Origin of the sequence: Tardiphaga sp. 215_C5_N2_1 (genome assembly GCF_052076055.1) — a bacterium.
Classification (GTDB): Bacteria; Pseudomonadota; Alphaproteobacteria; order Rhizobiales; family Xanthobacteraceae; genus Tardiphaga; species Tardiphaga robiniae.
The window spans coordinates 3,747,501-3,773,364 of the sequence record NZ_CP197240.1; the positions used below are offsets into that span (position 1 = coordinate 3,747,501).

The 25,864-nt window shown below is 62.1% G+C and carries 19 protein-coding genes, 2 tRNA genes, 2 rRNA genes and 1 riboswitch (1 of these 24 running past the window's edge); of the genes, 8 read left to right on the forward strand and 15 right to left on the reverse strand.

Annotation, left to right across the window (positions count from 1 at the left end; translation table 11 throughout):
* From AB7828_RS17845 to AB7828_RS17860, 4 genes are all read right to left on the reverse strand, one after another.
* A 23S ribosomal RNA gene (locus tag AB7828_RS17845) occupies positions 1-453 on the reverse strand; it reaches 2,367 nt to the left of the window's first position.
* 469 nt (positions 454-922) lie between these two features.
* Positions 923-998, reverse strand: a tRNA-Ala gene (locus AB7828_RS17850).
* Between the two features lie 107 nt (positions 999-1,105).
* Positions 1,106-1,182, reverse strand: a tRNA-Ile gene (locus AB7828_RS17855).
* A 215-nt stretch (positions 1,183-1,397) separates the two neighbouring features.
* Positions 1,398-2,884: ribosomal RNA gene (locus AB7828_RS17860) — 16S ribosomal RNA — on the reverse strand.
* Together the 16S and 23S rRNA genes with 2 tRNA genes alongside form the textbook arrangement of a ribosomal RNA operon.
* Before the next feature lie 884 nt (positions 2,885-3,768).
* On the opposite strand from AB7828_RS17860, the gene AB7828_RS17865 reads away from it, so the two are divergent.
* Positions 3,769-5,784 carry a M23 family metallopeptidase gene (locus tag AB7828_RS17865; RefSeq protein WP_089267828.1) on the forward strand — a complete coding sequence of 672 codons (2,016 nt, stop codon included), beginning with the start codon at positions 3,769-3,771 and terminating at the stop codon, positions 5,782-5,784.
* A 96-nt stretch (positions 5,785-5,880) separates the two neighbouring features.
* Here the strand turns inward: AB7828_RS17865 and AB7828_RS17870 are convergent, their stop codons facing one another.
* Both AB7828_RS17870 and clpB read right to left on the reverse strand, forming a co-directional pair.
* Complete coding sequence (locus AB7828_RS17870) at positions 5,881-6,519, reverse strand: NAD(P)H-binding protein (protein WP_441230774.1); 639 nt, start codon at positions 6,517-6,519, stop codon at positions 5,881-5,883.
* A gap of 72 nt (positions 6,520-6,591) precedes the next feature.
* A complete protein-coding gene (gene clpB, locus AB7828_RS17875; protein ID WP_231079076.1) occupies positions 6,592-9,228 on the reverse strand; it encodes an ATP-dependent chaperone ClpB in 2,637 nt (878 codons plus the stop codon).
* Between the two features lie 231 nt (positions 9,229-9,459).
* Here clpB and AB7828_RS17880 point away from each other — a divergent pair, with 231 nt between their 5' ends.
* The gene (locus AB7828_RS17880; protein WP_120287234.1) at positions 9,460-10,233 is read left to right on the forward strand and encodes an MOSC domain-containing protein; all 774 of its coding nucleotides are present in this window, start codon (positions 9,460-9,462) and stop codon (positions 10,231-10,233) included.
* A gap of 6 nt (positions 10,234-10,239) precedes the next feature.
* On the opposite strand, the gene AB7828_RS17885 is transcribed toward AB7828_RS17880, so the two are convergent.
* From AB7828_RS17885 to metX, 3 genes are all read right to left on the reverse strand, one after another.
* Positions 10,240-10,884, reverse strand: a complete 645-nt coding sequence (locus tag AB7828_RS17885) for a TIGR02594 family protein (protein ID WP_068729161.1) — start codon at positions 10,882-10,884, stop codon at positions 10,240-10,242.
* A gap of 341 nt (positions 10,885-11,225) precedes the next feature.
* Positions 11,226-11,912 (reverse strand): methionine biosynthesis protein MetW, encoded by a 687-nt coding sequence (metW, locus tag AB7828_RS17890; protein WP_199711970.1) that lies wholly within the window; start codon positions 11,910-11,912, stop codon positions 11,226-11,228.
* Between the two features lie 2 nt (positions 11,913-11,914).
* Positions 11,915-13,117 carry a homoserine O-acetyltransferase MetX gene (gene metX, locus AB7828_RS17895; RefSeq protein WP_089267605.1) on the reverse strand — a complete coding sequence of 401 codons (1,203 nt, stop codon included), beginning with the start codon at positions 13,115-13,117 and terminating at the stop codon, positions 11,915-11,917.
* A gap of 87 nt (positions 13,118-13,204) precedes the next feature.
* A riboswitch (SAM riboswitch) is annotated at positions 13,205-13,284 on the reverse strand.
* A 203-nt stretch (positions 13,285-13,487) separates the two neighbouring features.
* Here metX and AB7828_RS17900 point away from each other — a divergent pair.
* From AB7828_RS17900 to AB7828_RS17910, 3 genes are read left to right on the forward strand one after another with little or no spacing between them, the layout of a single operon-like run.
* Entirely contained in the window at positions 13,488-14,339 is an 852-nt protein-coding gene (locus AB7828_RS17900) for a chorismate mutase (protein ID WP_089267606.1), read from the forward strand.
* A 26-nt stretch (positions 14,340-14,365) separates the two neighbouring features.
* Positions 14,366-15,469, forward strand: coding sequence for a histidinol-phosphate transaminase (gene hisC, locus AB7828_RS17905; RefSeq protein ID WP_093757389.1), 1,104 nt, complete (start codon positions 14,366-14,368; stop codon positions 15,467-15,469).
* Between the two features lies 1 nt (position 15,470).
* Complete coding sequence (locus tag AB7828_RS17910; protein ID WP_315843993.1) at positions 15,471-16,409, forward strand: prephenate/arogenate dehydrogenase family protein; 939 nt, start codon at positions 15,471-15,473, stop codon at positions 16,407-16,409.
* Positions 16,410-16,535: 126 nt separating this feature from the next.
* On the opposite strand, the gene AB7828_RS17915 is transcribed toward AB7828_RS17910, so the two are convergent.
* The gene (locus AB7828_RS17915) at positions 16,536-17,726 is read right to left on the reverse strand and encodes a DUF2125 domain-containing protein (protein WP_120287236.1); all 1,191 of its coding nucleotides are present in this window, start codon (positions 17,724-17,726) and stop codon (positions 16,536-16,538) included.
* Positions 17,727-17,853: 127 nt separating this feature from the next.
* Here AB7828_RS17915 and AB7828_RS17920 point away from each other — a divergent pair, with 127 nt between their 5' ends.
* On the forward strand, positions 17,854-18,411 hold the full coding sequence (locus AB7828_RS17920; RefSeq protein ID WP_120287237.1) for a gamma-glutamylcyclotransferase: 558 nt from the start codon (positions 17,854-17,856) through the stop codon (positions 18,409-18,411).
* A gap of 7 nt (positions 18,412-18,418) precedes the next feature.
* Here the strand turns inward: AB7828_RS17920 and AB7828_RS17925 are convergent, their stop codons facing one another.
* The 4 genes from AB7828_RS17925 to ftsE form a co-directional block, all read right to left on the reverse strand.
* Positions 18,419-19,192: a lysophospholipid acyltransferase family protein gene (locus AB7828_RS17925; protein ID WP_120287238.1), complete on the reverse strand. Its 774-nt coding sequence runs from the start codon at positions 19,190-19,192 to the stop codon at positions 18,419-18,421.
* A 26-nt stretch (positions 19,193-19,218) separates the two neighbouring features.
* A complete protein-coding gene (locus AB7828_RS17930) occupies positions 19,219-19,944 on the reverse strand; it encodes a YdcF family protein (RefSeq protein WP_120287239.1) in 726 nt (241 codons plus the stop codon).
* 80 nt (positions 19,945-20,024) lie between these two features.
* Complete coding sequence (locus tag AB7828_RS17935; protein ID WP_120287240.1) at positions 20,025-20,996, reverse strand: cell division protein FtsX; 972 nt, start codon at positions 20,994-20,996, stop codon at positions 20,025-20,027.
* Entirely contained in the window at positions 20,989-21,648 is a 660-nt protein-coding gene (gene ftsE / locus AB7828_RS17940) for a cell division ATP-binding protein FtsE (RefSeq protein WP_068729180.1), read from the reverse strand. Before ftsE ends, AB7828_RS17935 begins: the two co-directional genes overlap by 8 nt.
* Before the next feature lie 128 nt (positions 21,649-21,776).
* Between ftsE and AB7828_RS17945 the strand changes: the two genes are divergently transcribed.
* Together AB7828_RS17945 and AB7828_RS17950 are read left to right on the forward strand one after the other, a co-directional pair.
* Complete coding sequence (locus AB7828_RS17945) at positions 21,777-22,640, forward strand: MJ0042-type zinc finger domain-containing protein (protein WP_441232263.1); 864 nt, start codon at positions 21,777-21,779, stop codon at positions 22,638-22,640.
* 15 nt (positions 22,641-22,655) lie between these two features.
* Positions 22,656-23,033: a response regulator gene (locus tag AB7828_RS17950; protein WP_175365986.1), complete on the forward strand. Its 378-nt coding sequence runs from the start codon at positions 22,656-22,658 to the stop codon at positions 23,031-23,033.
* 203 nt (positions 23,034-23,236) lie between these two features.
* On the opposite strand, the gene AB7828_RS17955 is transcribed toward AB7828_RS17950, so the two are convergent.
* Entirely contained in the window at positions 23,237-25,858 is a 2,622-nt protein-coding gene (locus tag AB7828_RS17955) for a TIGR02302 family protein (protein ID WP_441230775.1), read from the reverse strand.
* Positions 25,859-25,864: the final 6 nt, after the last annotated feature.

Genomic DNA, 25,864 nt, shown 5'->3' on the forward strand with positions numbered 1-25,864 from the left:
TCAGACAGGATTTCACGTGTCCCGCCTTACTCAAGGACATATCATTGCATTACCCGTACGGGACTATCACCCTCTGAGGTCCAGCTTTCCTGACTGGTTCCGGTTGTCTTTGATATGCCACTGGCCTGGTCCGCGTTCGCTCGCCACTACTAACGGAGTCTCTGTTGATGTCCTTTCCTCCGGGTACTTAGATGTTTCAGTTCCCCGGGTTCGCTTGAAACCCCCTATGTATTCAGGAGTCTCATACCTTCAACTGATAACCGAAAATCCAAAACCACCGTTACTTGCGTAACGATGACCTTAGAGTTTCGGCTATCGAAGGTGGGTTTCCCCATTCGGAAATCTATGGATCAAAGCCTCTTCGCGGCTCCCCATAGCTTATCGCAGCGTAGCACGTCCTTCATCGCCTCTCATTGCCAAGGCATCCACCGAATACCCTTAAGACACTTGATTGCTCTCATTATCAATATCCACACACTCGGCAGAGTTTGCTGCACGCTGCTTGGCATAACCAACGAATTGGAAACGCCAAATCCGCACGCCGGCGGTCAAGCCGTGCGCACTTCGTGCAGCTGGATATGATTTAGAAAGACCAGTTTGCTTCGTAAGATCGAACCGACAACGAGGCGGTCAAGCTTCGTTGAAAAGGAATAAAGATGCGGAAGCTTTGCAAGCAAAGCGTTCGCACTCAATTCCTGGAGATTATGATTGCGGCACCCGCAATTGCTTGCAGATCCGAACCTCGGAACGATCTCCTCTTTACGATGTCATAAATCCCGCAGCCGATCTCGTAAGACCGACAAGCGAAGTTATACCGCGGACTAAATCAGGCGCTGCCCATGTGGCGCGCACTGTCTGAACACACTGAATGTCTTGAAGTTGTTTTCGTCTCGATCACTCATCAGCATCCAACCAAAGTTTCTGGTGGAGGCAGACGGGATCGAACCGACGACCTCATGCTTGCAAAGCACGCGCTCTCCCAGCTGAGCTATGCCCCCGTTCCAGAAGACGAATGCTCAACGCTGTAGTTCGCGTTTTGCAGATGCGATGCTTGCGCATGTGATGTCGACGTCAGCAGCAGCCTTGAAAGCAAAGCGCGCAAATATGGTGGGCCTGGGAAGACTTGAACTTCCGACCTCACGCTTATCAAGCGCGCGCTCTAACCAACTGAGCTACAAGCCCTAACAACAAAGGACTGCGCTCGGCTCATCGACATGACCTTGCGATCAAACGCCAACAAGCAGCACGAGCACGCCCCAGCGTGTGTTCGTCCGCGAAGAAAGAGAAACGAAGACGGCGGTGTCCCGCCTATGCAGCTCAGACATTGATCCAATGTCTGGCCACTGATGTTTCAAAAGAGGTTCGATAGATGCAAGCATCTGAAGAACCATCCTTAGAAAGGAGGTGATCCAGCCGCAGGTTCCCCTACGGCTACCTTGTTACGACTTCACCCCAGTCGCTGACCCTACCGTGGTCAGCTGCCCCCTTGCGGTTAGCGCACTGCCTTCAGGTAGAACCAACTCCCATGGTGTGACGGGCGGTGTGTACAAGGCCCGGGAACGTATTCACCGTGGCATGCTGATCCACGATTACTAGCGATTCCAACTTCATGGGCTCGAGTTGCAGAGCCCAATCCGAACTGAGACGGCTTTTTGAGATTTGCGAGAGGTCGCCCTTTTGCATCCCATTGTCACCGCCATTGTAGCACGTGTGTAGCCCAGCCCGTAAGGGCCATGAGGACTTGACGTCATCCCCACCTTCCTCGCGGCTTATCACCGGCAGTCTCCTTAGAGTGCTCAACTAAATGGTAGCAACTAAGGACGGGGGTTGCGCTCGTTGCGGGACTTAACCCAACATCTCACGACACGAGCTGACGACAGCCATGCAGCACCTGTGCTCTATGCCCCGAAGGGAAGGTTCCATCTCTGGTACCGGTCATAGACATGTCAAGGGCTGGTAAGGTTCTGCGCGTTGCGTCGAATTAAACCACATGCTCCACCGCTTGTGCGGGCCCCCGTCAATTCCTTTGAGTTTTAATCTTGCGACCGTACTCCCCAGGCGGAATGCTTAAAGCGTTAGCTGCGCCACTAGTGAGTAAACCCACTAACGGCTGGCATTCATCGTTTACGGCGTGGACTACCAGGGTATCTAATCCTGTTTGCTCCCCACGCTTTCGTGCCTCAGCGTCAGTTATGGGCCAGTGAGCCGCCTTCGCCACTGGTGTTCTTGCGAATATCTACGAATTTCACCTCTACACTCGCAGTTCCACTCACCTCTCCCATACTCAAGACTTTCAGTATCAAAGGCAGTTCTGGAGTTGAGCTCCAGGATTTCACCTCTGACTTAAAAACCCGCCTACGCACCCTTTACGCCCAGTGATTCCGAGCAACGCTAGCCCCCTTCGTATTACCGCGGCTGCTGGCACGAAGTTAGCCGGGGCTTATTCTTACGGTACCGTCATTATCTTCCCGTACAAAAGAGCTTTACAACCCTAGGGCCTTCATCACTCACGCGGCATGGCTGGATCAGGCTTGCGCCCATTGTCCAATATTCCCCACTGCTGCCTCCCGTAGGAGTTTGGGCCGTGTCTCAGTCCCAATGTGGCTGATCATCCTCTCAGACCAGCTACTGATCGTCGCCTTGGTAGGCCTTTACCCCACCAACTAGCTAATCAGACGCGGGCCAATCTCTCGGCGATAAATCTTTCCCCGTAAGGGCTTATCCGGTATTAGCACAAGTTTCCCTGTGTTGTTCCGAACCAAGAGGTATGTTCCCACGCGTTACTCACCCGTCTGCCACTGACGTATTGCTACGCCCGTTCGACTTGCATGTGTTAAGCCTGCCGCCAGCGTTCGCTCTGAGCCAGGATCAAACTCTCAAGTTGGACTTGAAACTTTAAACCGGCTGATCACAACGTATTGACGAGGTCCCACCATACTAAATCAGCCAAACCGAAGTTCAGCCAATCTGCTGTCCGCGCTTCACAGCGCTAACAACGATGGTGTTAACCTTTGTTCAAAACGTGTACCGCCGAAGTCTTTCGTCCGGCCCCGCCTCAGGAAGCCGAAGCTTCCATCGAACGAGACCCGCAAGGACTCCGCCGTCCACGTTTCTCTTTCTTCAATTTAACTTGTCAAACAGCCCGACGCAGATGCGTCAATCTCCCCGAGAGGGAGAAAATCTTATCACTCAATCACCCGACAACAGATCAGCAGCCGACACCTATCGGCTACTGAAACACTCTTCGCGGTGATGAGCTTCCGAGACACGAACAACCGCCCGGGCTGGTAGGCCCCGGCGCCGCTGCGCTCAGTGGCCGGGTTATAGGCCCCCTCACCCGAAACTGTCAACGCCATTCGTCAGAAAATCGTCACGTGCTGTGGAGGAGGCCTCAGGGCCCAAAAAGCGTAGGTTTTACAGGGGTGACGCCGTACAAGAGCCACATTCCTCCGACGTTCTGAGCATGCCTTGTGCAAAGATTCTGCGTCGCCCCTGAAACTTTTTAGGGGTGGTCGAACTGGATCTGGGCCCAACGGTCTCTCGAAAGAACGAGCTGCGTCATCGCAGTGCGCTTTTGGGCCAAAGAGAACACAGCGAAAGAGTTTGCAGCATTGACGTTCGTCCATTCGGCCAGCATTTTGGCGCGCACTGTTCGACCGTCGATGCGATGTGCTTGGGGAAGACTCTTCGCATGATGCTGGGAATTCGGGGGATGTCGGCTTGAATCACGGACTGTCACGCGGTGGCGCCTATAATCGTGAGACCGGGATGATTGATCTCGGCCACGAGCCGCCGCTATCCGTTGATGGCTCCGAAGCCGCAGTCATCGATCGTCGCCGCGTCTCGGTACAGTGGTTCAGTGGTACTATCCTCACAGGTCTCTGCGGCGCGGCTCTGATCGGCGGCGCCGTTTTTGCGTCGCTTGACGGCGAGATGACCTTTGCCAAGGTACCGGAGCGTGTCGAAGGCGCGCTACGCGGCGCCTTCAGTGCCACCGACAAACAAGCAAGCCTGCATAAGAGTGACCGCCTGCCGCCGCCGAGCGACTCTTCCGCCGCGCGCCAGGTACTCAAAGTCTCCACCGTCACCCGCGTCGGCAATCGCGACGTGATGCGTGTGCGGCCCTTTATCCGAATTTCCGGCAATCTGGCGATGGCGACCAGCGATCTCAGTGCCAAGATCCCGCCCTTCAATGCACAGCGCCTGCTGACCGATGTCGGCAGCCCCGCTCCGAACAGCGACGACGCCGCGGTCAATCCGAATGCCGTCGAGCCCGATGCCGAGGTCTCCTTCGTCACCCGCGATCTCGGTCAGGTACTGCCGAAAGCCAAGATCGGCGCCAGCGTTGCTATTGATGAAGTCTTGATGCGCGTGCGCGACGCCTCCAACTGGCGCGGCAATACTGGCGTTCGCTACACGACGGTCGCCAGCGCCACCGGCGATATCGGCGGACAGCCCGACATGAAGATGGCCTATGCCGCCGAAGGCACCACAGCCGATCCTTATGCGGGCTTCGAAACCCGCATCGTGCCGGAAAACGTCACGCTGCTGGCCAAGACCAAGGATCAGGCGACCGGCGGCAACCCGAATGGCGAGCGTATCCATATCGTCAAGAAGGGCGACACCATCCTGACCATCCTGCGCGACCAAGGCGCGATGCCCGAGGAAGCCAAGGCCATTGCCACTACGCTGGGTGCCCGTGGCCGCGACGGCGGACTGAAGGAAGGTCAGAAAGTTCGCATCCTGATGTCGCCGGCCGGACCGGGCCAGCGTTTGCAGCCGTATCGCGTGATCGTCGCCAACGACTCCACCATCGAAGCTGTCGCCGCCCTCTCCGATCTCGGCAAATACGTCGCCGTCGATGTCTCCAGCATGAACACCGTCGCCGAAGCGCCAAGCGCATCGGACGATGACGAGGAGGATGACGGCACCGGCGTGCGGCTCTATCAGAGCATTTACGAGACGGCACTGCGCAACAAGGTCCCGGCCACCGTCATCGAGGACATGATCCGGATCTACTCCTACGACGTGGATTTCCAGCGCAAAGTACAGCCCGGCGACTCGTTCGACGTGTTCTTTGCCGGCGAAGACGAAGGCGCCACCATCACCGAAAAGACCGAAGTGTTGTTCGCTTCGCTTACGGTGGGCGGCGAAACCAAAAAATACTATCGCTTCCTGACCACCGACGACTCGGTCGTCGACTACTATGACGAGACCGGCAAGAGCGCGAAGAAGTTTCTGGTCCGCAAGCCCGTCAATAACGCCATCATGCGTTCGGGCTTCGGCGGACGCCGCCACCCGATCCTCGGCTACACCAAGATGCATACCGGCGTGGACTGGTCGACGCCCTACGGCACCCCGATTTTCGCATCCGGCAATGGCGTGATCGAAAAAGCAGCCTGGGAAGGCGGCTACGGCAAATATATCCGCATCAAGCACAACAACGGCTACGAGACCGCCTACGGTCATATGTCGGCCTTTGCCAAGGGCATGGAGCCCGGCAAGCGCGTGCGGCAGGGTCAGGTCATCGGCTTCGTCGGCTCCACCGGCATGTCCACCGGCGCCCACGTTCACTACGAAATTCTGGTCAACGGCCGCTTCGTCGATCCTATGCGCGTGAAACTGCCACGCGGCCGCTCGCTCGAAGGGCCGATCATGGCCGGCTTCGAGAAGGAACGTGACCGGATCGACGCCCAGATGACCATGCGAGGCCCCGGCGCCCGCGTGTCCGACGCAGGCGTGACCGGCGCGGTGCCACCAGCACGGCCGACGACCAGCCGCTAAATTCGTATTTTTCGTCTTGTTCTGCGCGTCAGACCGATGCCGCGTGGGCTAGGGGACGCTTGGGACAGTGGCAAAAGGGCCGCTGAGGTCCGACGATCAATCCGCAGCGAGCTCTGCAGACCCGATCAGGTGAACGCCAGGCGCGCCGATCACGGCTGCCTCGATCAATGCGTCGGCGATCTTGTCGGCGGGGCTGATCCGATAACTGCGCGGCAGAACCGGACCCAACACACCGAGCACCGCCGCCGCGACGTGTTCGCCCAGCCGGAATTCGTCGCGGTCACCGCCGATCAAGCCCGGCCGCACAATCGTCAAAGACGGAAAGCCCATCGCCTTCAGCGCTTCCTCCACTTCGCCTTTGGTACGCGGATAGAGCAGCTTTGAGCGCGCATTGGCACCCACCGACGAATTGAGCGCGAAACGGCTAGCGCCGTGCTTGCGCGCCAGCCGGGCGACCTCCAGCGGGTAATCATAATCCACAACGCGAAATGCCTGATCCGAGCCGGCCTTGGCGCGCGTCGTGCCGAGTGCACAGATCACACCATCGACGTCCCACCAGTCCTCCTCGGCTGGTAACCGGTCGAAGTCGACCAGCGGGTTGTCGAGCTTCGCATGCGCCTCGAGCGGCCGCCGCGTCGACGCAACGATGCGCGTGATCCGACTGTCGGCGAGCGCTTTGGCGATGACATGGCGGCCGACAAGGCCGGTGGCGCCGACCACGAGAATGCGGGTCATGATCTTTCTCCAACGTGGAAACGGCCTGAACCGTGAGGTTCAGGCCGTTTCGTTGCGTTTAAACCCGTGCCGTCAGTTCAGCTGCCGCTTCGGCACCGGCGCCTCGAACTCGGCGATCTCCGCGGTCCGGGCCGGCTTGCCGTTGAAGGTCAGGACGTTGCCGGCGGCGCTTATGTCGACATGGTCACCGTCCTTGACGTCGCCGGCGAGGATCATCTCGGCCAGCGGATCCTGCACGTTGCGCTGGATCACACGCTTGAGGGGACGGGCGCCGTAGGCGGGATCCCAGCCCTTGTCGGCGAGCCAGTCACGGGCTTCGTCCTCCAGCACCAGCGTGATCTTGCGATCTTCCAGCAGCTTGGTGAGCCGCGCGAACTGGATCTCGACGATCCGGCCCATTTCGCTCTTCTGCAAGCGGTGGAACAGGATGATCTCGTCGACACGATTCAGGAATTCCGGCCGGAAATGGGCGCGGACGTTGCCCATCACCAGGTCGCGCACCGCTGACGTATCCTCGCCCTCGGGCTGGTTGACCAGGAATTCCGAACCGAGATTCGACGTCATGATGATCAGCGTGTTGCGGAAATCGACGGTGCGGCCCTGGCCATCGGTCAGGCGGCCATCGTCGAGCACCTGCAGCAGCACGTTGAACACGTCCGGATGCGCCTTCTCGACTTCGTCGAACAGCACGACCTGATAGGGCCGCCGCCGCACAGCTTCGGTCAGCGCGCCGCCCTCGTCATAACCGACATAACCCGGAGGCGCGCCGATCAGGCGTGAGACCGAGTGCTTCTCCATATATTCGGACATGTCGAGGCGAACCATCGCGGTGTCATCGTCAAACAGATAGGACGCCAACGCCTTGGTCAGCTCGGTCTTGCCGACGCCGGTGGGGCCGAGGAACATGAACGAGCCGATCGGCCGGTTCGGATCCTGCAGGCCTGCCCGTGAACGACGGACGGCAGTTGCCACCGCACGCACAGCTTCGGCCTGGCCGACGACGCGCTCGCCAAGGCTCAGCTCCATGCGCAGCAGCTTGTCCTTCTCGCCTTCCAGCATCTTGTCGACCGGCACGCCGGTCCAGCGCGAGACCACCTGCGCGATGTGATTGGCGGTGACCGCCTCTTCCATCATCTCGGAATTCTCGTTGGCTTCGATATCGGCCAGACGCTTTTCAAGATCGGGAATCCGGCCATAGGCCAGCTCACCCGCGCGTTGATATTCGCCGCGGCGTTGCGCTTCGGCGAGTTCTAAGCGCAAGCCATCAAGCTCGCTCTTGAGCTTCTGCGCATTCGACAGCTTGTTCTTCTCGGCCGACCAGCGCTGGGTCAGCGCTGCCGATTTCTCTTCGAGCTCGGCGAGTTCCTTCTTGAGCGTTTCGAGCCTGCTCTTCGAGCCTGCATCGGTTTCCTTGCCAAGCGCCTCCTGCTCGATCTTGAGCCGGATGATCTCGCGGTCCATCGAATCGAGTTCTTCAGGCTTGGAGTCGACCTGCATCTTCAACCGTGCCGAAGCCTCGTCCATCAGGTCGATGGCTTTATCCGGCAGGAAGCGATCGGTGATGTAGCGGTTCGACAGCGTGACGGCAGCGACCAGTGCGCTATCCGTGATGCGGACACCGTGATGCTGTTCATATTTGTCCTTGAGGCCGCGCAGGATCGAGACGGTGTCTTCCACAGTCGGCTCAGCCACGAAGATCGGCTGGAAGCGCCGCGCCAGCGCCGCGTCCTTCTCCACATGCTTGCGATATTCATCGAGCGTGGTGGCGCCGATGCAATGCAATTCGCCGCGGGCGAGCGCAGGCTTCAGCAGGTTGGACGCATCCATCGCGCCATCGCCCTTGCCGGCGCCGATCAGCTGATGCATTTCGTCGATGAACAGGATGATGCCGCCCTCGGCCGAGGTCACCTCGCCGAGCACCGCCTTCAGCCGCTCCTCGAACTCGCCGCGATATTTCGCGCCGGCAATCAGCGCACCGAGATCGAGCGACAGCAGGCTTTTGTCCTTCAGGCTCTCCGGCACGTCGCCATTGAGGATGCGCAGCGCGAGACCTTCGACGATGGCGGTCTTGCCGACGCCGGGTTCGCCGATCAGCACGGGATTGTTCTTGGTTCGCCGCGACAATACCTGAATCGTGCGGCGGATTTCCTCGTCGCGGCCAATCACCGGGTCGAGCTTGCCATCACGCGCAGCCTGGGTCAGGTCGCGGGCATATTTCTTCAACGCGTCATAAGCGTTTTCGGCCGTGGCGGAATCCGCCGTGCGGCCCTTGCGCAGCGCATTGATCGCGGCATTGAGATTTTGCGGCGTGACGCCGCCCTTGTTCAGCAGGCTGCCGGCTTCGGAGTCCTTGTCGAGCGCCAGCGCAAGTAGCAGCCGCTCCACGGTGACGAAACTGTCGCCAGCCTTTTCGGCGGCCTTTTCGGCGGCATCGAAGGCGCGCGCGGTCGCCGGCGCCAGATAGACCTGCCCGGCCCCTGCGCCCGAGACCTTGGGCATCTTGCCCAGCTCGGTTTCCGTCGCCTTCAGGATGGCGCGGGAGTTGCCGCCGGCGCGATCGATCAGGCCGCCGGCCAGACCTTCGCTGTCGTCCAGCAGGACTTTCAGAATGTGCAGCGGCGAGAATTGCTGATGGCCCTCGCGCACGGCCAGTGACTGCGCCGACTGGATGAAGCCGCGCACCCGTTCGGTGTATTTCTCAATATTCATTGTGTGTTGTCCCTCGGCCTGCCCTGTCCGCCTCGAAAGCACGGATGGGGCATCTTCATTGGGTATCCGCAGGCCGCATTGATGGTGGTCAACCGGCTGCGGTCGTCGCTGGCGTCAAAACCAGCTTGATGCAAATGTGGGCAGCCAGTTCCCGAAACGGAAGGGGTCCGCATAAAATTCCAATCGGCCAGGCGATGGCGCCGCGGGCCCAAATCTCTTAAGACCGGAACCATGCCAGAACAGTCTTACGCCAGCGTTGCCAGCATCTACCGCTATCCGGTGAAGGGCCTGACGCCCGAGCCTCTGGAACAAGTCACGCTGAAGCCCGGTCAGACCCTGCCGGCCGACCGGCGCTATGCCATCGAGAACGGCCCGATCGGGTTCGACCCGGCAGCACCGCAATATTTTCCCAAGACCCAGTTTCTGATGCTGATGCGCAACGAGCGCCTGGCGGCGCTCCGCAGCCACTACGACGACGCCAGCCATACGCTGACAATCCGGCAGGACAATCTAGCGGTGGCGCGAGCCGACCTGCAGACGACCGAAGGACGTGCAGAGATCGAAGCGTTCTTCGCGAAGAATTTTGCCGATGAATTGCGCGGACCACCCAGGGTGTTGTTCGCGGACGGCCATAGCTTTTCGGATGTGCCGCGCAAGGTGGTGTCGATCATCAACCTCGCCAGCGTCAAAGATCTCGAAAAGGCCGTCGGACAGCCGGTGCATCCGCTACGCTTTCGCGGCAACGTGCATGTAGCGGGCTGGCCGGCCTGGCATGAATTCGACCTGATCGATCGGACGCTCGCTATCGGCAGCACCCGGTTCAAAGTGGTGAAGCGCATCGTCCGCTGTGCAGCGACCAATGTCGATCCGGATACGGCCGCACGAGATCTGACGATTCCGAAAACGCTGCTGCAGACCTATGGTCATGCCGATTGCGGAATTTACGCTGAGGTCATCACCGGCGGCACGATCACCGCCGGCGATAAGATCGTCGTCGCAGAATAGACGAACTCAGCTCGTCGGCATCACGTAGGCGTAAACGCGACCACGCGAATACACCGACTCGGCGACGCGGTTGCCGTGATTGCCGGAGACGATGATCGGATTGCCCTTGGCATCGACGCCCGAGACGACACCGACATGACCGCCGCGACGACCGCGCGACATCACGGCGATGGCGCCGACCTGCGGACCGGAGATGCGCTGGCCATAGCTCGAGAACGAGCGCGCCATATCAGACCCGGTGCCTTGATGGCCGGTGCGCTTCAATACGAGGTTCATGAACGCTGCGCACCACAAGCGACCGCGCGCCGTCGGATTGCCGCGGCCGATGAAGCTGCGCGCTGCATCGACGATGCCCGAACCGCCGAAGCCGCCGGAAGGCTGGTTCATGCTTGCATTGGCGTTATTGAAATTTGTGGAGTCGCCGAACGAAGGCGCCTGCTGTTCGACTCGGGCACTGCGCCGTGCATACCGCGCGCGATGCCGGACGTGATGACGCGTGCTGTGTGTGTACTTGCCGACGTGGTGCGAATGACGCGAAGCACCATGATGAGGACGTGCCGACGCGGGAGAGACTGACGCGAGAACTGCCGCCGAACACACCGCAAGAGCCGAGATGCGAAGTGCACGGCGATACGCAAAGAACTGAACCATACCGAATTTTTCCTCTTAACACCCCCGAACCCCATCAGCCCAAATACGCGGGCTAACAATCGGGACGGGCGTGGTAACGAAGTTGGTATGGCGATAACAAGACCTAGAACGGTTCAAGTGACGATTTTTTAACGGCGACATCGGAGGGAATCGCTTCAACTTCAACGGACGCCATACGTATAGACATAGCAGCCACCCATTCGACAGAATGCGCGCTTATATTACCTATTCGAATTAGCTTTTACGCACATCTTTGGCGTGTATCGCAGGTCGACACACGGCGTGAAAAGCCGCATGGAATGCGGTATTTCTGTTTCCATCAGGCAGAAATCTACACGCGATCAGGGTTGCGCCGATTTACTCGCGCGGCTCAGCAGGAAAACGCCCTGCTCCCCGAACATGTTCCAGAACCACCACGGCGCATTGAGGCGCAGCGGACGGCCATAGAGATCGAGCGCAACGGCGCGCTCCATCTTCACGTTGATCTCGTCGCACAAGACAACGAAATCCTTGATGGTACAGAAGTGAATGTTCGGCGTGTCGTACCACGTCGCCGGCAGATTCTCCGTACGCGGCATCCGGCCACCGACAAGCAACTGCACCCGCATCTTCCAGAAGCCGAAATTCGGAAACGACACGATCGCGCTGCGGCCGATGCGCAGCAGATTTTCCAGCACGACGCGCGGCTGCCGCGTCGCCTGCAGCGTCTGCGACAGGATCACGTAGTCGAACGCATCGTCGGGATAGTTGATCAAGTCCGTATCGGCGTCGCCCTGCACCACTGCGAGGCCTTTGCCGACACAGCGGTTGACGCCCTCGCGCGACAATTCGATGCCGCGGCCGTCAATGCCGCGGCTTTCCAGCAATTGCAGCAGATCGCCATCGCCGCAGCCCACGTCGAGCACCTTCGAACCCGGCTTGATCATCTCCGCGACCAGGAGGTGATCGCCACGATAATCCTGCGTGCCGCGCGGCGCCGGCGTCGCCACCGCAGAATTCAGCGGCAAGGCTTGTTGTGGAAACGCCATCTCTATGTCCCCGTAACAGGCAGGCCGCGCACGGAGGCTGCGGAGTTCAGGAATGCACCGGCGATATCGAGGAACTCGGGCACGTCGAGCAGGAAGGCATCATGACCCTTGTCGGTTTCGATCTCCGCAAAGGACACGCGGACGCCGCCGGCATTCAGCGCGTGCACGACGTCGCGCGATTCTGCCGTCGGGAACAGCCAGTCTGATGTGAACGACATCAGACAGAAACGCGTCTGCGTATCGCGAAACGCTTCCGCAAGCTTGCCGTTGTGGTCGGCTGCGATATCGAAATAGTCCATCGCACGCGTCAGGTAGAGATAGGAGTTGGCATCGAAGCGCTCGACGAAGGACGAGCCCTGATAGCGCAGATAGCTCTCGACCTGAAAATCCGCATCGAAGGAGAATGTCGGCAACTCCCTGTCCTGCATGCGGCGGCCGAACTTGCGGTGCAAGGCGGCATCCGACAGATAGGTGATATGCGCGGCCATCCGCGCGACGCCGAGGCCGCGATGCGGATGTGTGCCTTCCTCGAAATAACGCCCGCCGCGCCAATCGGGATCGGCCATCACGGCCTGACGACCCAATTCGTGGAACGCGATGTTCTGCGCCGAGTGCCGCGTGCTGCAGGCAACCGCCAGCGCGGAGAACACGCGCTCCGGATAGGCCGCGGTCCATTGTAGCGTCTGCATGCCGCCCATGGAACCGCCGACGACGCAAAACAACTGACCGATACCCAGACTGTCGATCAGCATCGCCTGCGCACGCACCATGTCGGGAATGGTGATGACCGGAAAATCCAGTCCCCAGATCTTGCCGGTGGCGGGATTGGTCGAGGCCGGACCGGTCGAGCCCATGCAACCGCCGAGCACATTCGAACAGATGATGAAGTAGCGTTCGGTGTCGAGCGCCTTGCCGGGGCCGACCAGTGTCTGCCACCAGCCGGGCTTGCCGGTGATCGGATTGATATTGGCGACGTGCTGGTCACCGGTCAAAGCGTGGCAGACTAGGATCGCATTGGATTTGTCGGCGTTGAGCGTTCCGTAGGTCTGATAGGCGATCTGGAACGGGGCGAGGTCGACGCCGCAATCAAGCCGCAGCGGCTGATCCATGCCAAAACCCGCGACCAGCGAGGTCGGGTGATCGGCTTCATGTCCACGCTCATCGGGGCGGACAACCGGACTCTTCACCAGTTCGACATTTACCATCTTGATACCGGCCTCCTCAGGAGGTTCTCAAACCAAAACCGGAATCAGGCCATAAAAAACCCGGCCTGAACAAATAGCTCGGCCGGGATCAAACTGTCCCCGGCCTGTTTAGCGAGTTGTTTAACGTGGCTGCAAGCCGGCCGGCTCAAATGACCACGGAAGAGCCCAGAAACTAGTCCCACACCCGCCTGCCGTCAATATGGGCATACCCCGGTCAAATTGCCCAACTGCCCTGCGGCCAAATCTTCCATGTTTTCTTTGCTTTCCGGCACCGTCTTACCTAATCAATGGCCGTGCCCGCCGGCTCCCTGGAGCCGGCCCGGCAAGCTCGACGGGACCTATCACGCCTCCCGTCCCGAAGGTTTTGAACATGTCGAAATTACCACCCGCCCCGCCCTCGCTGGATGAACTGCGCAAAGAGATCGACAGCATCGACGCGCAGGTTCACGCCCTATTGATGCAGCGCGGCGACATCATCGACCGGCTGATTTCGGTGAAGCAGACCCAGGAGGTCGGCTCGGCCTTTCGGCCGGCGCGCGAGGCCGACATGATGCGCCGTCTGGTGCAGCGCCATCGCGGCATCCTGCCGATCGACACCGTCGAGAGCATCTGGCGGGTGATCATTTCGACTTTCACTTACGTTCAGGCGCCGTTCTCGGTGCATGCGGATCTGTCGCTCGGCGAGAGCGCGATGCGGGATTCCGCGCGCTTTCATTTCGGCTTCACGGTGCCTTACGTCGCGCATTTCAGCGCCGCCGCAGCGGTCGAGGCCGTGGCCAAGTCCAAGGGCGATCTCGCGCTGGTCTCGGCGACGTCCAGCCGCACGCCGTGGTGGATCCCGCTGGAAGCCCTGGGCGCGCCGAAGATCATCGCACGCCTGCCGTTCATCGAACGCGCCGACCATCCGGCCGCATTGCCGGTGTTCGTGGTGTCGCGCGTTGCCGACAGCGCCATGGTGACCGAGGTCGAGATGTGGAGCGTGCGGGTGTCCGGCTGGAATGCCGAGACCGCGCGTGCGCTGTCGCCGCTGGCCGAAATCGTCGCCGTGCCGGATACCGCCTTTGACGGCGCGGCGCTGCTGATCTCGATCACGAGAGCCTCCAGCCTCGACAAGATCAAGTCGGCGCTGATCGAAGCCGGCGCCTCGGTGCGCTCCACGGCTCTCGTCGGCAGCCACGCAACCCGCTATACCGTGGCCGCCAGCGACGCACCGCGTTCGTAAGCCAATCTGACGTTCTGGAGTTGAAGATGTCCCGTCCTGTGCCGAAGCCCGGCATTCTCGATATCGCGCCCTACACCCCTGGCAAGAGCCCGGTGGTGGAGCCCGGCCGCAAGACCTACAAGCTGTCGGCCAACGAGACCCCGTTCGGTCCGTCGGCGCGCGCCAAGGACGCCTTCGCCACCGCTGTCGCGCATCTCGAGGATTATCCGGAAGGCACGTCGAAGGTGCTGCGCGAGGCGCTCGGCCACCGCTTCGGCCTCGATCCCGCGCAGATCATCTGCGGCGCCGGCTCCGACGAAATTCTGAACCTGATTGCGCATGTCTATCTCGGCCCCGGCGACGAGGCGATTTCAACCGCACACGGCTTCCTGGTCTACCCGATCGCTACCCAGGCGAACGGCGCCACCAATGTGGTCGCTCCGGAAACCAACTTCACCTGCAACGTCGATGCGATCCTGAACTGCGTCACACCGCGCACCAAGCTGGTGTGGCTGGCGAACCCGAACAACCCGACTGGCACCTATCTGCCGTCCTCCGAGATCAAACGCCTGCGCGCCGGCCTGCCGGAGCACGTGCTGCTGGTGCTCGACGCCGCATACTGGGACTACGTGACCAAGGGCGACTACGACAACGGCCTGGAACTGGCGAAGACCACCGAGAATACCGTCGCCACCTACACCTTCTCGAAGGTGCACGGCTTGGCCGCCCTGCGGATCGGCTGGATGTTCGGCCCTGCGCACATCGTCGATGCGATGAACCGGATTCGTGGGCCGTTCAACGTCTCGGCGCCGGCGATGATGGCCGCGGTGGGCGCGATCGAGGACACCGGCCATGTCGAGATGTCGCGCACATACACCGCCAAGTGGATCGGCATCCTGACCGAGGAAATAACCAAGCTCGGCATCGAGGTGACGCCAAGCGTGGCCAATTTCCTGCTGATGCATTTTCCGGCGACCGGCAAGACCGCAGCAGATGCCGATGCGTTCCTGACCAGGCGCGGGCTGGTGCTGCGCGCCGTGACCAATTACGGCCTGCCGAACTCGCTGCGCATGACCATCGGCACCGAGGAAGCCAACAGGCTGGTGATCGAGACGCTGCGTGAATTCATGGCATCGAATTCGGGGCAATGACGTGAGCGCCACGCCGCCCTTCAAACGTATCGCCCTGATCGGCCTCGGCCTGATCGGCTCGTCGCTGGCGCGCGGCATTCAGCAGCTTGGCCTTGCCGGTGAACTCGTTGCCACCGACAATTCGGCGGCCGTGCGTGCACGCGCCGTGGAAATCAAGCTCGCCGACCGCATCGCCGACGACAATGCCAGCGCCGTCAAGGATGCCGATCTGGTCATCGCCTGCGTCCCCGTCGGCGTGGCGGGCGACGTTGCGAAAAGTATCGCGGCGCATCTTTCGCCCGGCGCGATCGTGTCCGACGTCGGTTCGGTGAAAGCCTCCGTGCTGCACGCGATGTCGGAATATCTGCCGGACAACATCCACTTCATTCCCGCGCATCCGGTCGCCGGCACGGAAAACTCCGGTCCCGACTCCGGCTTCGCAGAACTGTTCAGCAATCGCTGGTGCATTCTGACGCCGCCCGAGGGCGCGGATCCTGCGGCCGTCGAAAAGCTCACCGGCTTCTGGGCTGCGCTCGGCGCCAATGTCGAGATCATGCAGGCCGCGCATCACGATCTGGTGCTCGCGGTCACCAGCCATCTGCCGCATCTGATCGCTTATACAATCGTAGGCACGGCCGACGAGCTCGAAGATGTCACGAGGTCGGAAGTGCTGAAGTTCTCCGCGGGCGGTTTCCGCGATTTCACCCGTATCGCAGCATCAGACCCGACCATGTGGCGCGACGTGTTCCTCGCCAACAAGGACGCGGTGCTGGAAATGCTCGGTACCTTCCAGGAAGACCTTTCGAAACTGACCCGTGCCATCCGCCGCGATGACGGCGATGCGCTGTTCGAGCACTTCACCCGCACCCGCGCGATCCGCCGCGGCATCGTGAGTATCGGTCAGGATGAAGCGGCGCCGGACTTCGGGCGCAAGCATCAGGCGCTGACGAAGAAGGATTGAGCGCAGGACCAACAGCCGTCATTGCGAGCGAAGCGAAGCAATCCAGCCTTACTTGCTTTGCGGCTTCTGGATTGCCGCGTCGCTTCGCTCCTCGCAATGACGTGGAGAGGCCGGTGAACCTCACGCCTAAAACAACGGCGGGATCTGCGCCACGCGCAGCGGCCCGAGGAACACCGCGCCATCGACAAACTTCAGCGGGAACGACCGCGCCGCTTTGCCTTCCAAGACAGCCGCAGTCCCGATCGAATTGACGCCGGCGGCAAGGCCGCTGCCGGCATTCTTGCGCACGACATTGCCGAGACCGGGGATCGCGCGATCCAGCGCACCGAGGATGTTGTTGACGTCTTGCGACTTCACGCCGGGCGCAATGCGATCCAGCGCCTCCTGAGGCACGCCCATCTCCAGCAACTTGTCGATGCCGAGGGCGGCGATAGCCTTGTCCAGCCCCGCCACGGTCATCTGCAATTCGCCGTCGAGATTGCCCGCGGCGGTCAGACCGAGCGAGCCCGTCGCCAGCGAGATGATCTCGCCCTGCTGGACGCGCGACTGCACGATCTCGACGCGTCCACCTGCAGCCTGAAGCTCGCGGAAACGCTGCGGCCAGGGCTTGGGCGAGACATCCTTGAGTCCGCTGAGCAATGCGCGGATATCGGCATCGAACGGCGCTGCGAGGATCGGATGAACATCGGCAATGCTGCCGCTCCTGATCTGCAGGGCCGTCTCGATCACCGGCTTGTCCGGCGTGGAGTTTGCTGCCGTGCGGCCATGCAATTCGACCTGTTTGGCACGTGCGGTCGGCGCCTGCACCGAGCCGGCGAAGCGGTCGAGCGACACATCGTCGAACACGATGTCGGCGCTGTCAGGCGTACCGGGCAGACCGGTGATGCTGCTGCGCGCCGAGCCCCAATTCATTACCATCGCCGGCTGACCGCGATCGGACAGGACTGCCGGCGCGGTGAATTCGGCGACCAGGAGCCGCGGCGTGTAGATCTGCGCAACCACGACGATCTCGCCGAGCTTCGCGGTGATCGGCACCTGCGTCGCATTCTGGGTGGCGGTTTGCGAGGTCAGCGAAACGCTGACACCGCTGCAGCGGACTTCGAGCCGGAACGGGAAGCCGGAGACCGAACGGTTGGCGCAATCATAGACGCGGCCAGCCGCGGCCTCTCGGGCGCGCCAGATATCGACGTTTTCGTCGACCTTGGACGCGGCATAGAACCAGAAGCCGCTCCACGCCGCCGCAAGGACGACGATGATGACGGGCAGGATGAAAATCGGCCAGAGGCGGCGCTGGGTGGGCTGTGCATATTCGGACATGGCGGGACGTAGATCGCATGATTTTGTCAAATCGGCGATCCCTTTCATGGGGTTATCCTGTCGTCGCAGGGCCACATTGCAGGAAATCAAGATCGCCCGGGCCCAAGGTTTCTGCTAGGTCGGCATCATGACCGCGAAAATCACCGCCCAGCCCGATTCCGACAGCGATCTCTGGGTGTTCGGCTATGGCTCGCTGATGTGGCGGCCGGGCTTCGAGTTCATCGAACAGGTCCCGGCCCGGCTGATCGGCGAACATCGGGCGCTCTGCGTCTATTCCTTTGACCACCGCGGCACGCCGGAAAAGCCCGGCCTCGTGCTCGGCCTGGACCGCGGCGGCGCCTGCCGCGGCATTGCCTTTCGCGTGGCGGCCAAGCTGCGCCACGACACCATCGCCTATCTCAGGGAGCGCGAGCAGACCACCCATGTCTATCGCGAGGTCATGCGCTCGGTCTGGCTGGATGATGTGGAGCGCACCCGCGTCAGCGCGCTGGCCTATGTGGTCGATCGCGGCCATGTGCAATATGCTGGACGATTGAGCCTTAGCGAACAATTGCACTTCGTGCGGCAGGGCCACGGTCGTTCCGGGCTGAACCGCGATTACGTGCTGTCGACCGTGAAGGCCATCGAGGCCGAAGGTTTTCGTGACGCGCAGCTCCATCAGCTCGCAGCCATGCTGCACGAGTGACCAAGCGCTAGCTTTCTTTCACTGCCACATTCGGCACGCGCCCGAAGATCGTCGCCTGCTCCGCGCGCGCCTCCGCAACGATACGATCGGTGGCGGCCTCGATCGACGTGCTGATCGCCGCGATGAATTCCTTGCGGGGCAGGCCGGCCGGCAGAGGATCGAGAAACTCCACCACCAGCGTGCCGGGATAGCGCAGGAAGGTGCGGCGCGGCCAGAACAGGCCGGAATTCAGCGCCACCGGCAGACACGGCGCGCCGGATTTGGCGTAGATCTGCGCGACACCGGGTTTGTAATCCGGTGGTGCCTCGACAGGCCGACGCGTGCCTTCGGGAAAGATAATGAGCTGACGGCCGAGCTGGATTTCCTCGGTGGCGCGCTTGGCCATATCGATGAGCGAACGCGCACCGCCATCGCGATCGACGCCGATCATTTTCGACTTCTTCAGGTACCAGCCAAAGAACGGAATCTGCCCGAGCTCGCGCTTGTAGATGAACAGCGGCCGGTCGAAGAACGGCATCAGCGCGAAGGTCTCCCACATCGATTGATGTTTCGAGGCGACCACCAGCGGCCCCGCCGGAATTTTCTCGAGTCCGCGATAATCGACCCTGGTGTTGCAGACGATACGCATCAGCCAGATGCTGCTGGTCGCCCACGCCTTCGCGATCGCCATGAAGGCACGCGGCGGCATCACGAAGGTTGGAATCGCCACCAGGATCCAGAACACCAGCAGCACATAGAACAGCACGTTGTAGATCAACGAACGCACGAATATCGAAGTCATGGTGTTCCGATCAGCTCAATTGCAGTTCAATTCGCAGACGCCGTGGCCGGCCGGCGCTGCGGCGCGTCGCTCTGCTGGTCGCTGCCGGAATCCGGCATCAGATCAATGCCGATATTCGCCAGCCGCACCCGCACTTCGGCCGCGAGATATTTGACATATTCCGATAGCAGCAACCGCAGCGTCGGGCCACTGGTCCACCACGGCTCGTCACGCCATTTGTCGCCAATCACCGAGAACGGGATCAGCTCGATATCCGGCATCTCGTGCGACATTTCGACGATCGCGCGCGGCATGTGATAATTCGAGGTCACCACGATCAGCGACTTGAAGCCGCGCTCATGGACCCAGCGTTTGGTCTCCACCGCGTTGCTGCGGGTGTTGACGGCGGAGCGATCGAGATCGACGCAGCAATCCAGCAGCCGCTGGCTGTCCGGCAGCGTGCGCGAGATATTTGCGGCGCCGTTGGTCGGATGCACGCCGGAGATCAGCAACCGTTTGCCGAAGCCATTGGCGAGCAATTCGAGCGCATCCGCAACGCGCGACGAACCGCCGGTCAGGACCACGATGCCGTCGGCATTCGCCGAGGGCTTCAGCTCGCCGCTGCGCAGTTGCGCGAGGAACGCGACAAAGCCGATGGCGCCGACCATGAAGGACAGTGCAAATGCGACCACAAGTGCCGCACGGATGACGCGCCGCCGCGGTGGCGCGGCAACGGGCATCTCCGTGGTGTCCTGGTCGTCGAGCAAGGTCATCGGTCTGACGTTTGGTCCTTTGGCAGCAATCTTAGGTATTTTTCGGCGCCTTGGCGATGCCATCGCCTTTACCTGACGCGTTACTCGATGTCGTTCAGCGTCGAGAACAATGTGCGGCGCGACGCCCAGGCGGTAATTCCTGCTATCAACAGCGCCTGCCCTGCCACCGCGAGATAGCCTGACGACCGCAGCGAGAACGTCCCCAGCAATGCAGCGAACTGGTCGCCCACCGGCGTGCCGGAAAACCAGCTCGCGATCGACTCTGAAAACCCGAACATCAGCATCGCGGCACCGCCGCCAATGATACCGCCCTGCAGGCCAAGCCGCAGAAAGTGGCGGAAGAAGCGATTGGCGATGTAGCGGTCGCCCGCGCCGACGAAATGCAGCACCTCGACGATCGGCCGGTTCGCCGCCATCGCGCCGCGCGTCGCAAAGGATACAGAGATAATGGTGGCGATAATAACGAGCGCAAGGATGCCGAGCCCGGCCAGCACCGTTGCCGATGTCATCGAGCGCATCCGCTCGACCCAGGCGCGATGATCGTCAACGCTGGCCGAGGGCACGGCCTGCGTCACCCGTTTGCGCAAGCCGATGATGTCCAGCACCGTCCCCGGCGCGACACGTGCAATGATGACGCGCGGCACAGGTAGCTCGTCGAGCGACAGTCCCGTGCCGAGCCACGGCTCCAGCAACTGCGCCGATTGCTCCCGGCTATAGGGCTGCACCTCGACAATCCCCGGCTGGCCGCGAATGGCATCGGTCACCGCCTGTGTGTCGCGGTCGAGATCGCGGCCGCCCTGCGGCTTCACCTGGATGGTGATTTCGCTGGCGACTTCCGATTGCCACTCCGACGCCGAGGCGCTGATCAGCAGCACTGCGCCTGTCGTGATGGAGGCGAGGAAGGTCATGATAGCGACGACGGCGACCAGCGCGCGGCCGGCGATCGAGCCGCGCGGCACGATCGGGGATGCGTTGCGCGCCTTCGCCGGGACCTGCGGGCGATCGGTGCCGAGGTCCATCAGCGGGCCGTGTTCTTCGCCGATTCTACTCATAGATATGCAGCCGGCCTTGATGCAGCACCATGCGCCGCGCGTCGTATTGATCCATCAATGTAATATCGTGGGTCGCGATAATCACCGCGGTGCCCGACTTGTTGAGTTCGATGAACAGCCGCAGCAGACGCCGGCCCAGCGTCGGATCGACGTTGCCCGTCGGCTCATCCGCCAGCAGCAGCATGGGCCGCGCGATCACCGCGCGCGCAATCGCAGCGCGCTGCTTCTCGCCGCCCGACAGGATCGGCGGCAGCGCATCCATGCGATCGCCGAGCCCGACCCATTTCAAGAGATCGATGACTTCGCGCCGATAGCTGGACTCCTCACGCCCCATCACCCGGAACGGCAGCGCGACATTCTCATAGGTCGTCATATGGTCGAGCAGACGGAAATCCTGCAGCACGATACCGATGCGCTTGCGCAAGTCGGCGATCTCGTCCTTGCCGAGCAGCGAGATATCCTGGCCGAACAGATTGACCAACCCGCGGGTCGGCCGCAGCGACAGGAACAGGAGACGCAGCAGCGAGGTCTTGCCGGCGCCAGAGGGACCGGTCAGGAACTGGAACGAATGCGCAGGAATCTGGAAATTGAGGTCGCGCAGAATCTCCGGGCCAAGCCCGTAGCGCAAACCAACATTTTCGAACCGGACCACATTCAGCTCCGTTCGATGGGTTCAAAAAGCCTCAAAAAGACGGTCAATTGCTTGTGCGGCCGTTATGGTTTCCGATTCGTTAACGGTCGTCTTGTAGCCTGCCGGCCATGTCATCGGCTATCGGCTCCATGCATATCGTTTGCCCCAATTGCACGACGTCCTACGCCGTGAACCCGGCTACGTTCGGCGATGCCGGACGGACGGTGCGCTGCGCCCGCTGCAAGGAAGTCTGGCTGGCGCGGCCGGAGGACCTCTCCCGCGCCGAAGCCCGTGTTCCCGCCATGGCGGCGAAGGCCAGCGAGCCCGATCCGAACGAGGACATGAGCGCCTGGGACGTGACCGAGGACGACGACGCCTCGGCGCCGAACGTTCCGGTGGTGGAAAGCCCGTCGATTTCCGCTGACTGGCCGACCGACGCCAATGATCGCACCGAAACCGCCGACTGGGCCACGCTGGCGCAGCACGACGCGGTGGCCGCGATGCGGGCCACCCCGCCGTCGCGCTTGGCAGCGCTCCGCCGTTTCGTGCCGTCGCTGCCGCGCCTGTTCGTCATGCCGCGCCACAGTCTGCCGATCGCCACCGCGGCCATGGCGTCGCTGTTGCTCGCACTGGTGATCTGGCGCGTCGATCTGGTCAAGCTGATGCCGCAGACCGCGACCTTCTATCAGGCGGTCGGCCTCGACGTGAATGTGCGCGGCCTTGCCTTCAAGGACGTCAAGGTCACCACCGAGACCGTCGATGGCAAGTCGGTCTTGCTCATCGAAGGCCTGATCGTGTCCGAAACCCGCACGCCCACCGCATTGCCGCGCCTGCGTTTCGTGGTACGCGACGAGAAGGGGACTGAAATATATGGCTGGAACGCCGTGCTCGAACAGCCCGGCCTCAATCCCGGCGACAAGACATGGTTTCGATCGCGGCTGGCCTCGCCGCCGGCCGAGGGCCGCAGTATCGATGTGCGTTTCTTCACCAAGCGCGACGTCGCCGGCGCGTAAGTCCAAGGAGTTGTCGTGGCGCGTATCCTGATTGCTGATGACGAAGAATCGATGCGGCTGCTGGTCGGCCGCGCCATCGCCATGGATGGCCACGAGATCGTCACGGCCGAAGACGGCGCCGAGGCGCTGGAAATCCTTACCGAGCAGGGCGGCGCATTCGACCTGCTGCTGACCGACATCAAGATGCCTGTCATGGACGGCATCGCGCTGGCGCTGGCCGTCGCGCGCGATTTTCCCGAACTGACAATCCTGCTGATGACCGGTTACGCCGACCAGCGCGAACGCGCGACGGGCCTCAATGCGATCGTGCACGATGTGGTGACGAAGCCGTTTTCGGTGGCGGATATCCGCACTGCGGTGGCGGACGCACTGGCGGTGAAGAATAAGGGATAGAGGGCTCTTTCTTATCCCTCCCCCAAGCGGCGGAGCCGCGCAGCGGGGAGGGTGGCTGGCCGAAGGCCAGACGGGTGGGGTCGTGCCACAAACGCCGCTCTCACTTGCCGAAGCACCCCACCCCGGCCTATCGGCCGACCCTCCCCGCTGCGCTTCGCTTGGGGGAGGGAAACCACTGGCACCGGCACTTCCTAACTCCGCCCTCAATAATCCTTCAGCAGCCGCTCGATATAATCCAGCTCAAGCTGCGGCCGCGTCGTGTCGCCGAGGCGACGACGCAGCTCTTCCAGGATTCTCCGCACGCGCTGCACGTCGATCTCGCCGGGAATCTTCACCGTGAGGTCGTCGCCAAGTTCGCGGCCACGCAGCGGACGCCCGAGCGGATCGCTTTGCCGGCCACCGCTCTGCTGGCGGCCGGGATTGTTGCCGGGGCCGTCGTTCTGGCCTTCGCCCTCGCCCTGCTGCATGGCCTGCGCAAGCTTCTGTGCACCCTTGCGGAGCGCATCGAGTGCCTTGCCCTGCGAACCCACAGCGCCATCGGCATTGCCCTCGCCAAGCTGGCCGCCGGCATCGCCCATGGCACTGTCGGCATCGCCAAGACCATCACCGTCGCCGTCACCATCGGCGTCCGCCTGATCGTCGCCGCCTTGACCTTGGCCCTGCCCTTGCTGGCCCTGCTGGCCTTTTTGCCCCTGCTGTCCTTTTTGACCCTTCTGACCCTGGCCCATGCCCTGCTTGGCCAGTTGATCCTGCAGCTGCTTGAGGCGGTCGCGCAGGTTTTGCTGATCCTGCTGCAGATCGCCCATACCCTGCTCGCCCTGCTTGCCGCGGCGGCGCTCGTTGCGCTGGTCCTGGCCCTGCTTGAAGGTCTTGTCGCGCAACTGCTGCTGCTTGCGGATCATATCCCCAAGCTCGTTCATCGCCTGATCCATCTCGCTGTCACCGGACTGGCCAGGCTGCGCCATCTGCAGGTTTTCCAGCATCTGCTGCATCTGTTCGAGCAACTGCTTGGCGGCGTCCTTGTCGCCGGAGCGCGACAGCCGCTCCATGCGCTCGATCATATTGTTGAGGTCCTGCTGCCGCATCACCTTGGTGTTCTTGTCGAGCGGACGCGCCAGCTGCTGCGGGTTCTGCTTCATCTGCTCGGCAAGCTGCTTCAGGAAATTGTCCAGCGCCGCACGCAGGTTCTCGGTGAGCTTCTTGATCTCCTCGTCACTGGCGCCGCGCTCCAGCGCCTGCTTCAGCGCGTCCTGCGCCGCCTTCAGCGCCTTGTCGACATCGGTGATGTCGCCGTCCTCGATGGTGACGGCGAGCGCCCACAGGCTGGCGACGACTTCTTTCAGGGCCGCGTCGGTGCGGGCGCGTTCGATCTGGGTGGCAACACTGCGCAGCCCGAGATACTGACCGGCTTCCGGCGTGAAAGCTTCCGGCGCGATCATCAGGGCCTGCAGCGCGAAGGAGACCTGACCGCGCTGATTGGCGTCGAGTGCCAGGATACGGCGCTGTTCGATCAGCGCGCGCGGCAGCGGCTTGGTGAACAGCCGCTCCGGCAGTCGCATGCTGAACGGCTCGCTCTTGCCCTCGTTGCCCGACTCATCCTTCGCGGTCAGCGTCAGCGTGACATCGGCGCCGGCATAGGGATCCTCGCTGAGATCCTTGACGGTCTGGCCGACGCCGTTGCGCGTGCGCGCATTTGGCAGAACCAGCGCAAATGACGGCGCATCGAACAGCGGCCGCGGCTTGGCGGCTTCCTTGATGCCATCCTTGGTCTCGGCGGGACGCGCCGCGAATTGCGCATGGGCTTCGGTAACGCCGTAGTCGTCCTCGAGCTTGTAGGACATCTGCAGCGAACCGCGCGCCTGACGCTCGGGGTCCTTCGCGAGCGCAATGGTCGGCGGACGATCGCCCGTTGCCGTGAACTTCCACTGCGGCTGGCCGGACGGCGCACGGACATGTGCCGTCCCGTCAGACGTGATGATGAAATGCTTTTCGTTGGTGCCCTTCGGGGCTTCCGCCGTCGGCGCCACGTCAGCGACACCGCCGGTGAGAACGACATCAAGCGCGCCACCGCTGGAGCGCACGATCAGCGTCGAGCCCGACGGCACCGGCAATGCAGCGGCATCGGCTGTGGACGCGTCCTTGTTGGCGGCCGACAGGATGATCGGCGGCTTGCCGGTATAAGGCGGCGGCGTGATCCATGCGTCGACGCGTACATTCGCCGGCGCCAGCACGCCGTTCCAGTCGAACGCCGCCATGATCCGCGCGCCGCGCTCGCCACTGGCGGCAAACCAGGTGGCGAACAGCAGCACGACCACGATGGCGCGCAGCGCCCAGGGGTCATGGATCGCGAGGCGCGGCGACGGCAGGCCAGCACGGATTTTCTTGAGCGAGGCCAGCGTCCGCTCGCGCTGAACCAGCCACAGCGCCCGGGCCATCGGGTCCTGCGACGACAGCGTGTCGGTCAGCGCTGTTGCGGGGCGATGTGCAATGCCGGTGCCGCGATCGAGGCGTGACAAGCCCTCTTCACGCGACGGCCAGCGAAACTTCAGGAGAGGAACCAGCGTCGCCAGCGCGGCGATGACGAACAACGCAAGACCGATGGCACGCGCAGTGAAGGGAAGCGTCAGCCACAGACCGGCCCAGGACGCCACCAGAAACAACCCGACGACACTGAGCAGCCGGGCCAGATGCGGCCAGCCCCGCTCCCAGGCAATCGCCACCCGGGCGCGCTGCAGCGCCTGCGCGAGCTGAAGCTGTGCCGCCGCCTGACGATCGGCATGTACGTCGCGTTCGGGGTCTGGTCGGTCGGGGGGCGCAGCGCTCAACGACGA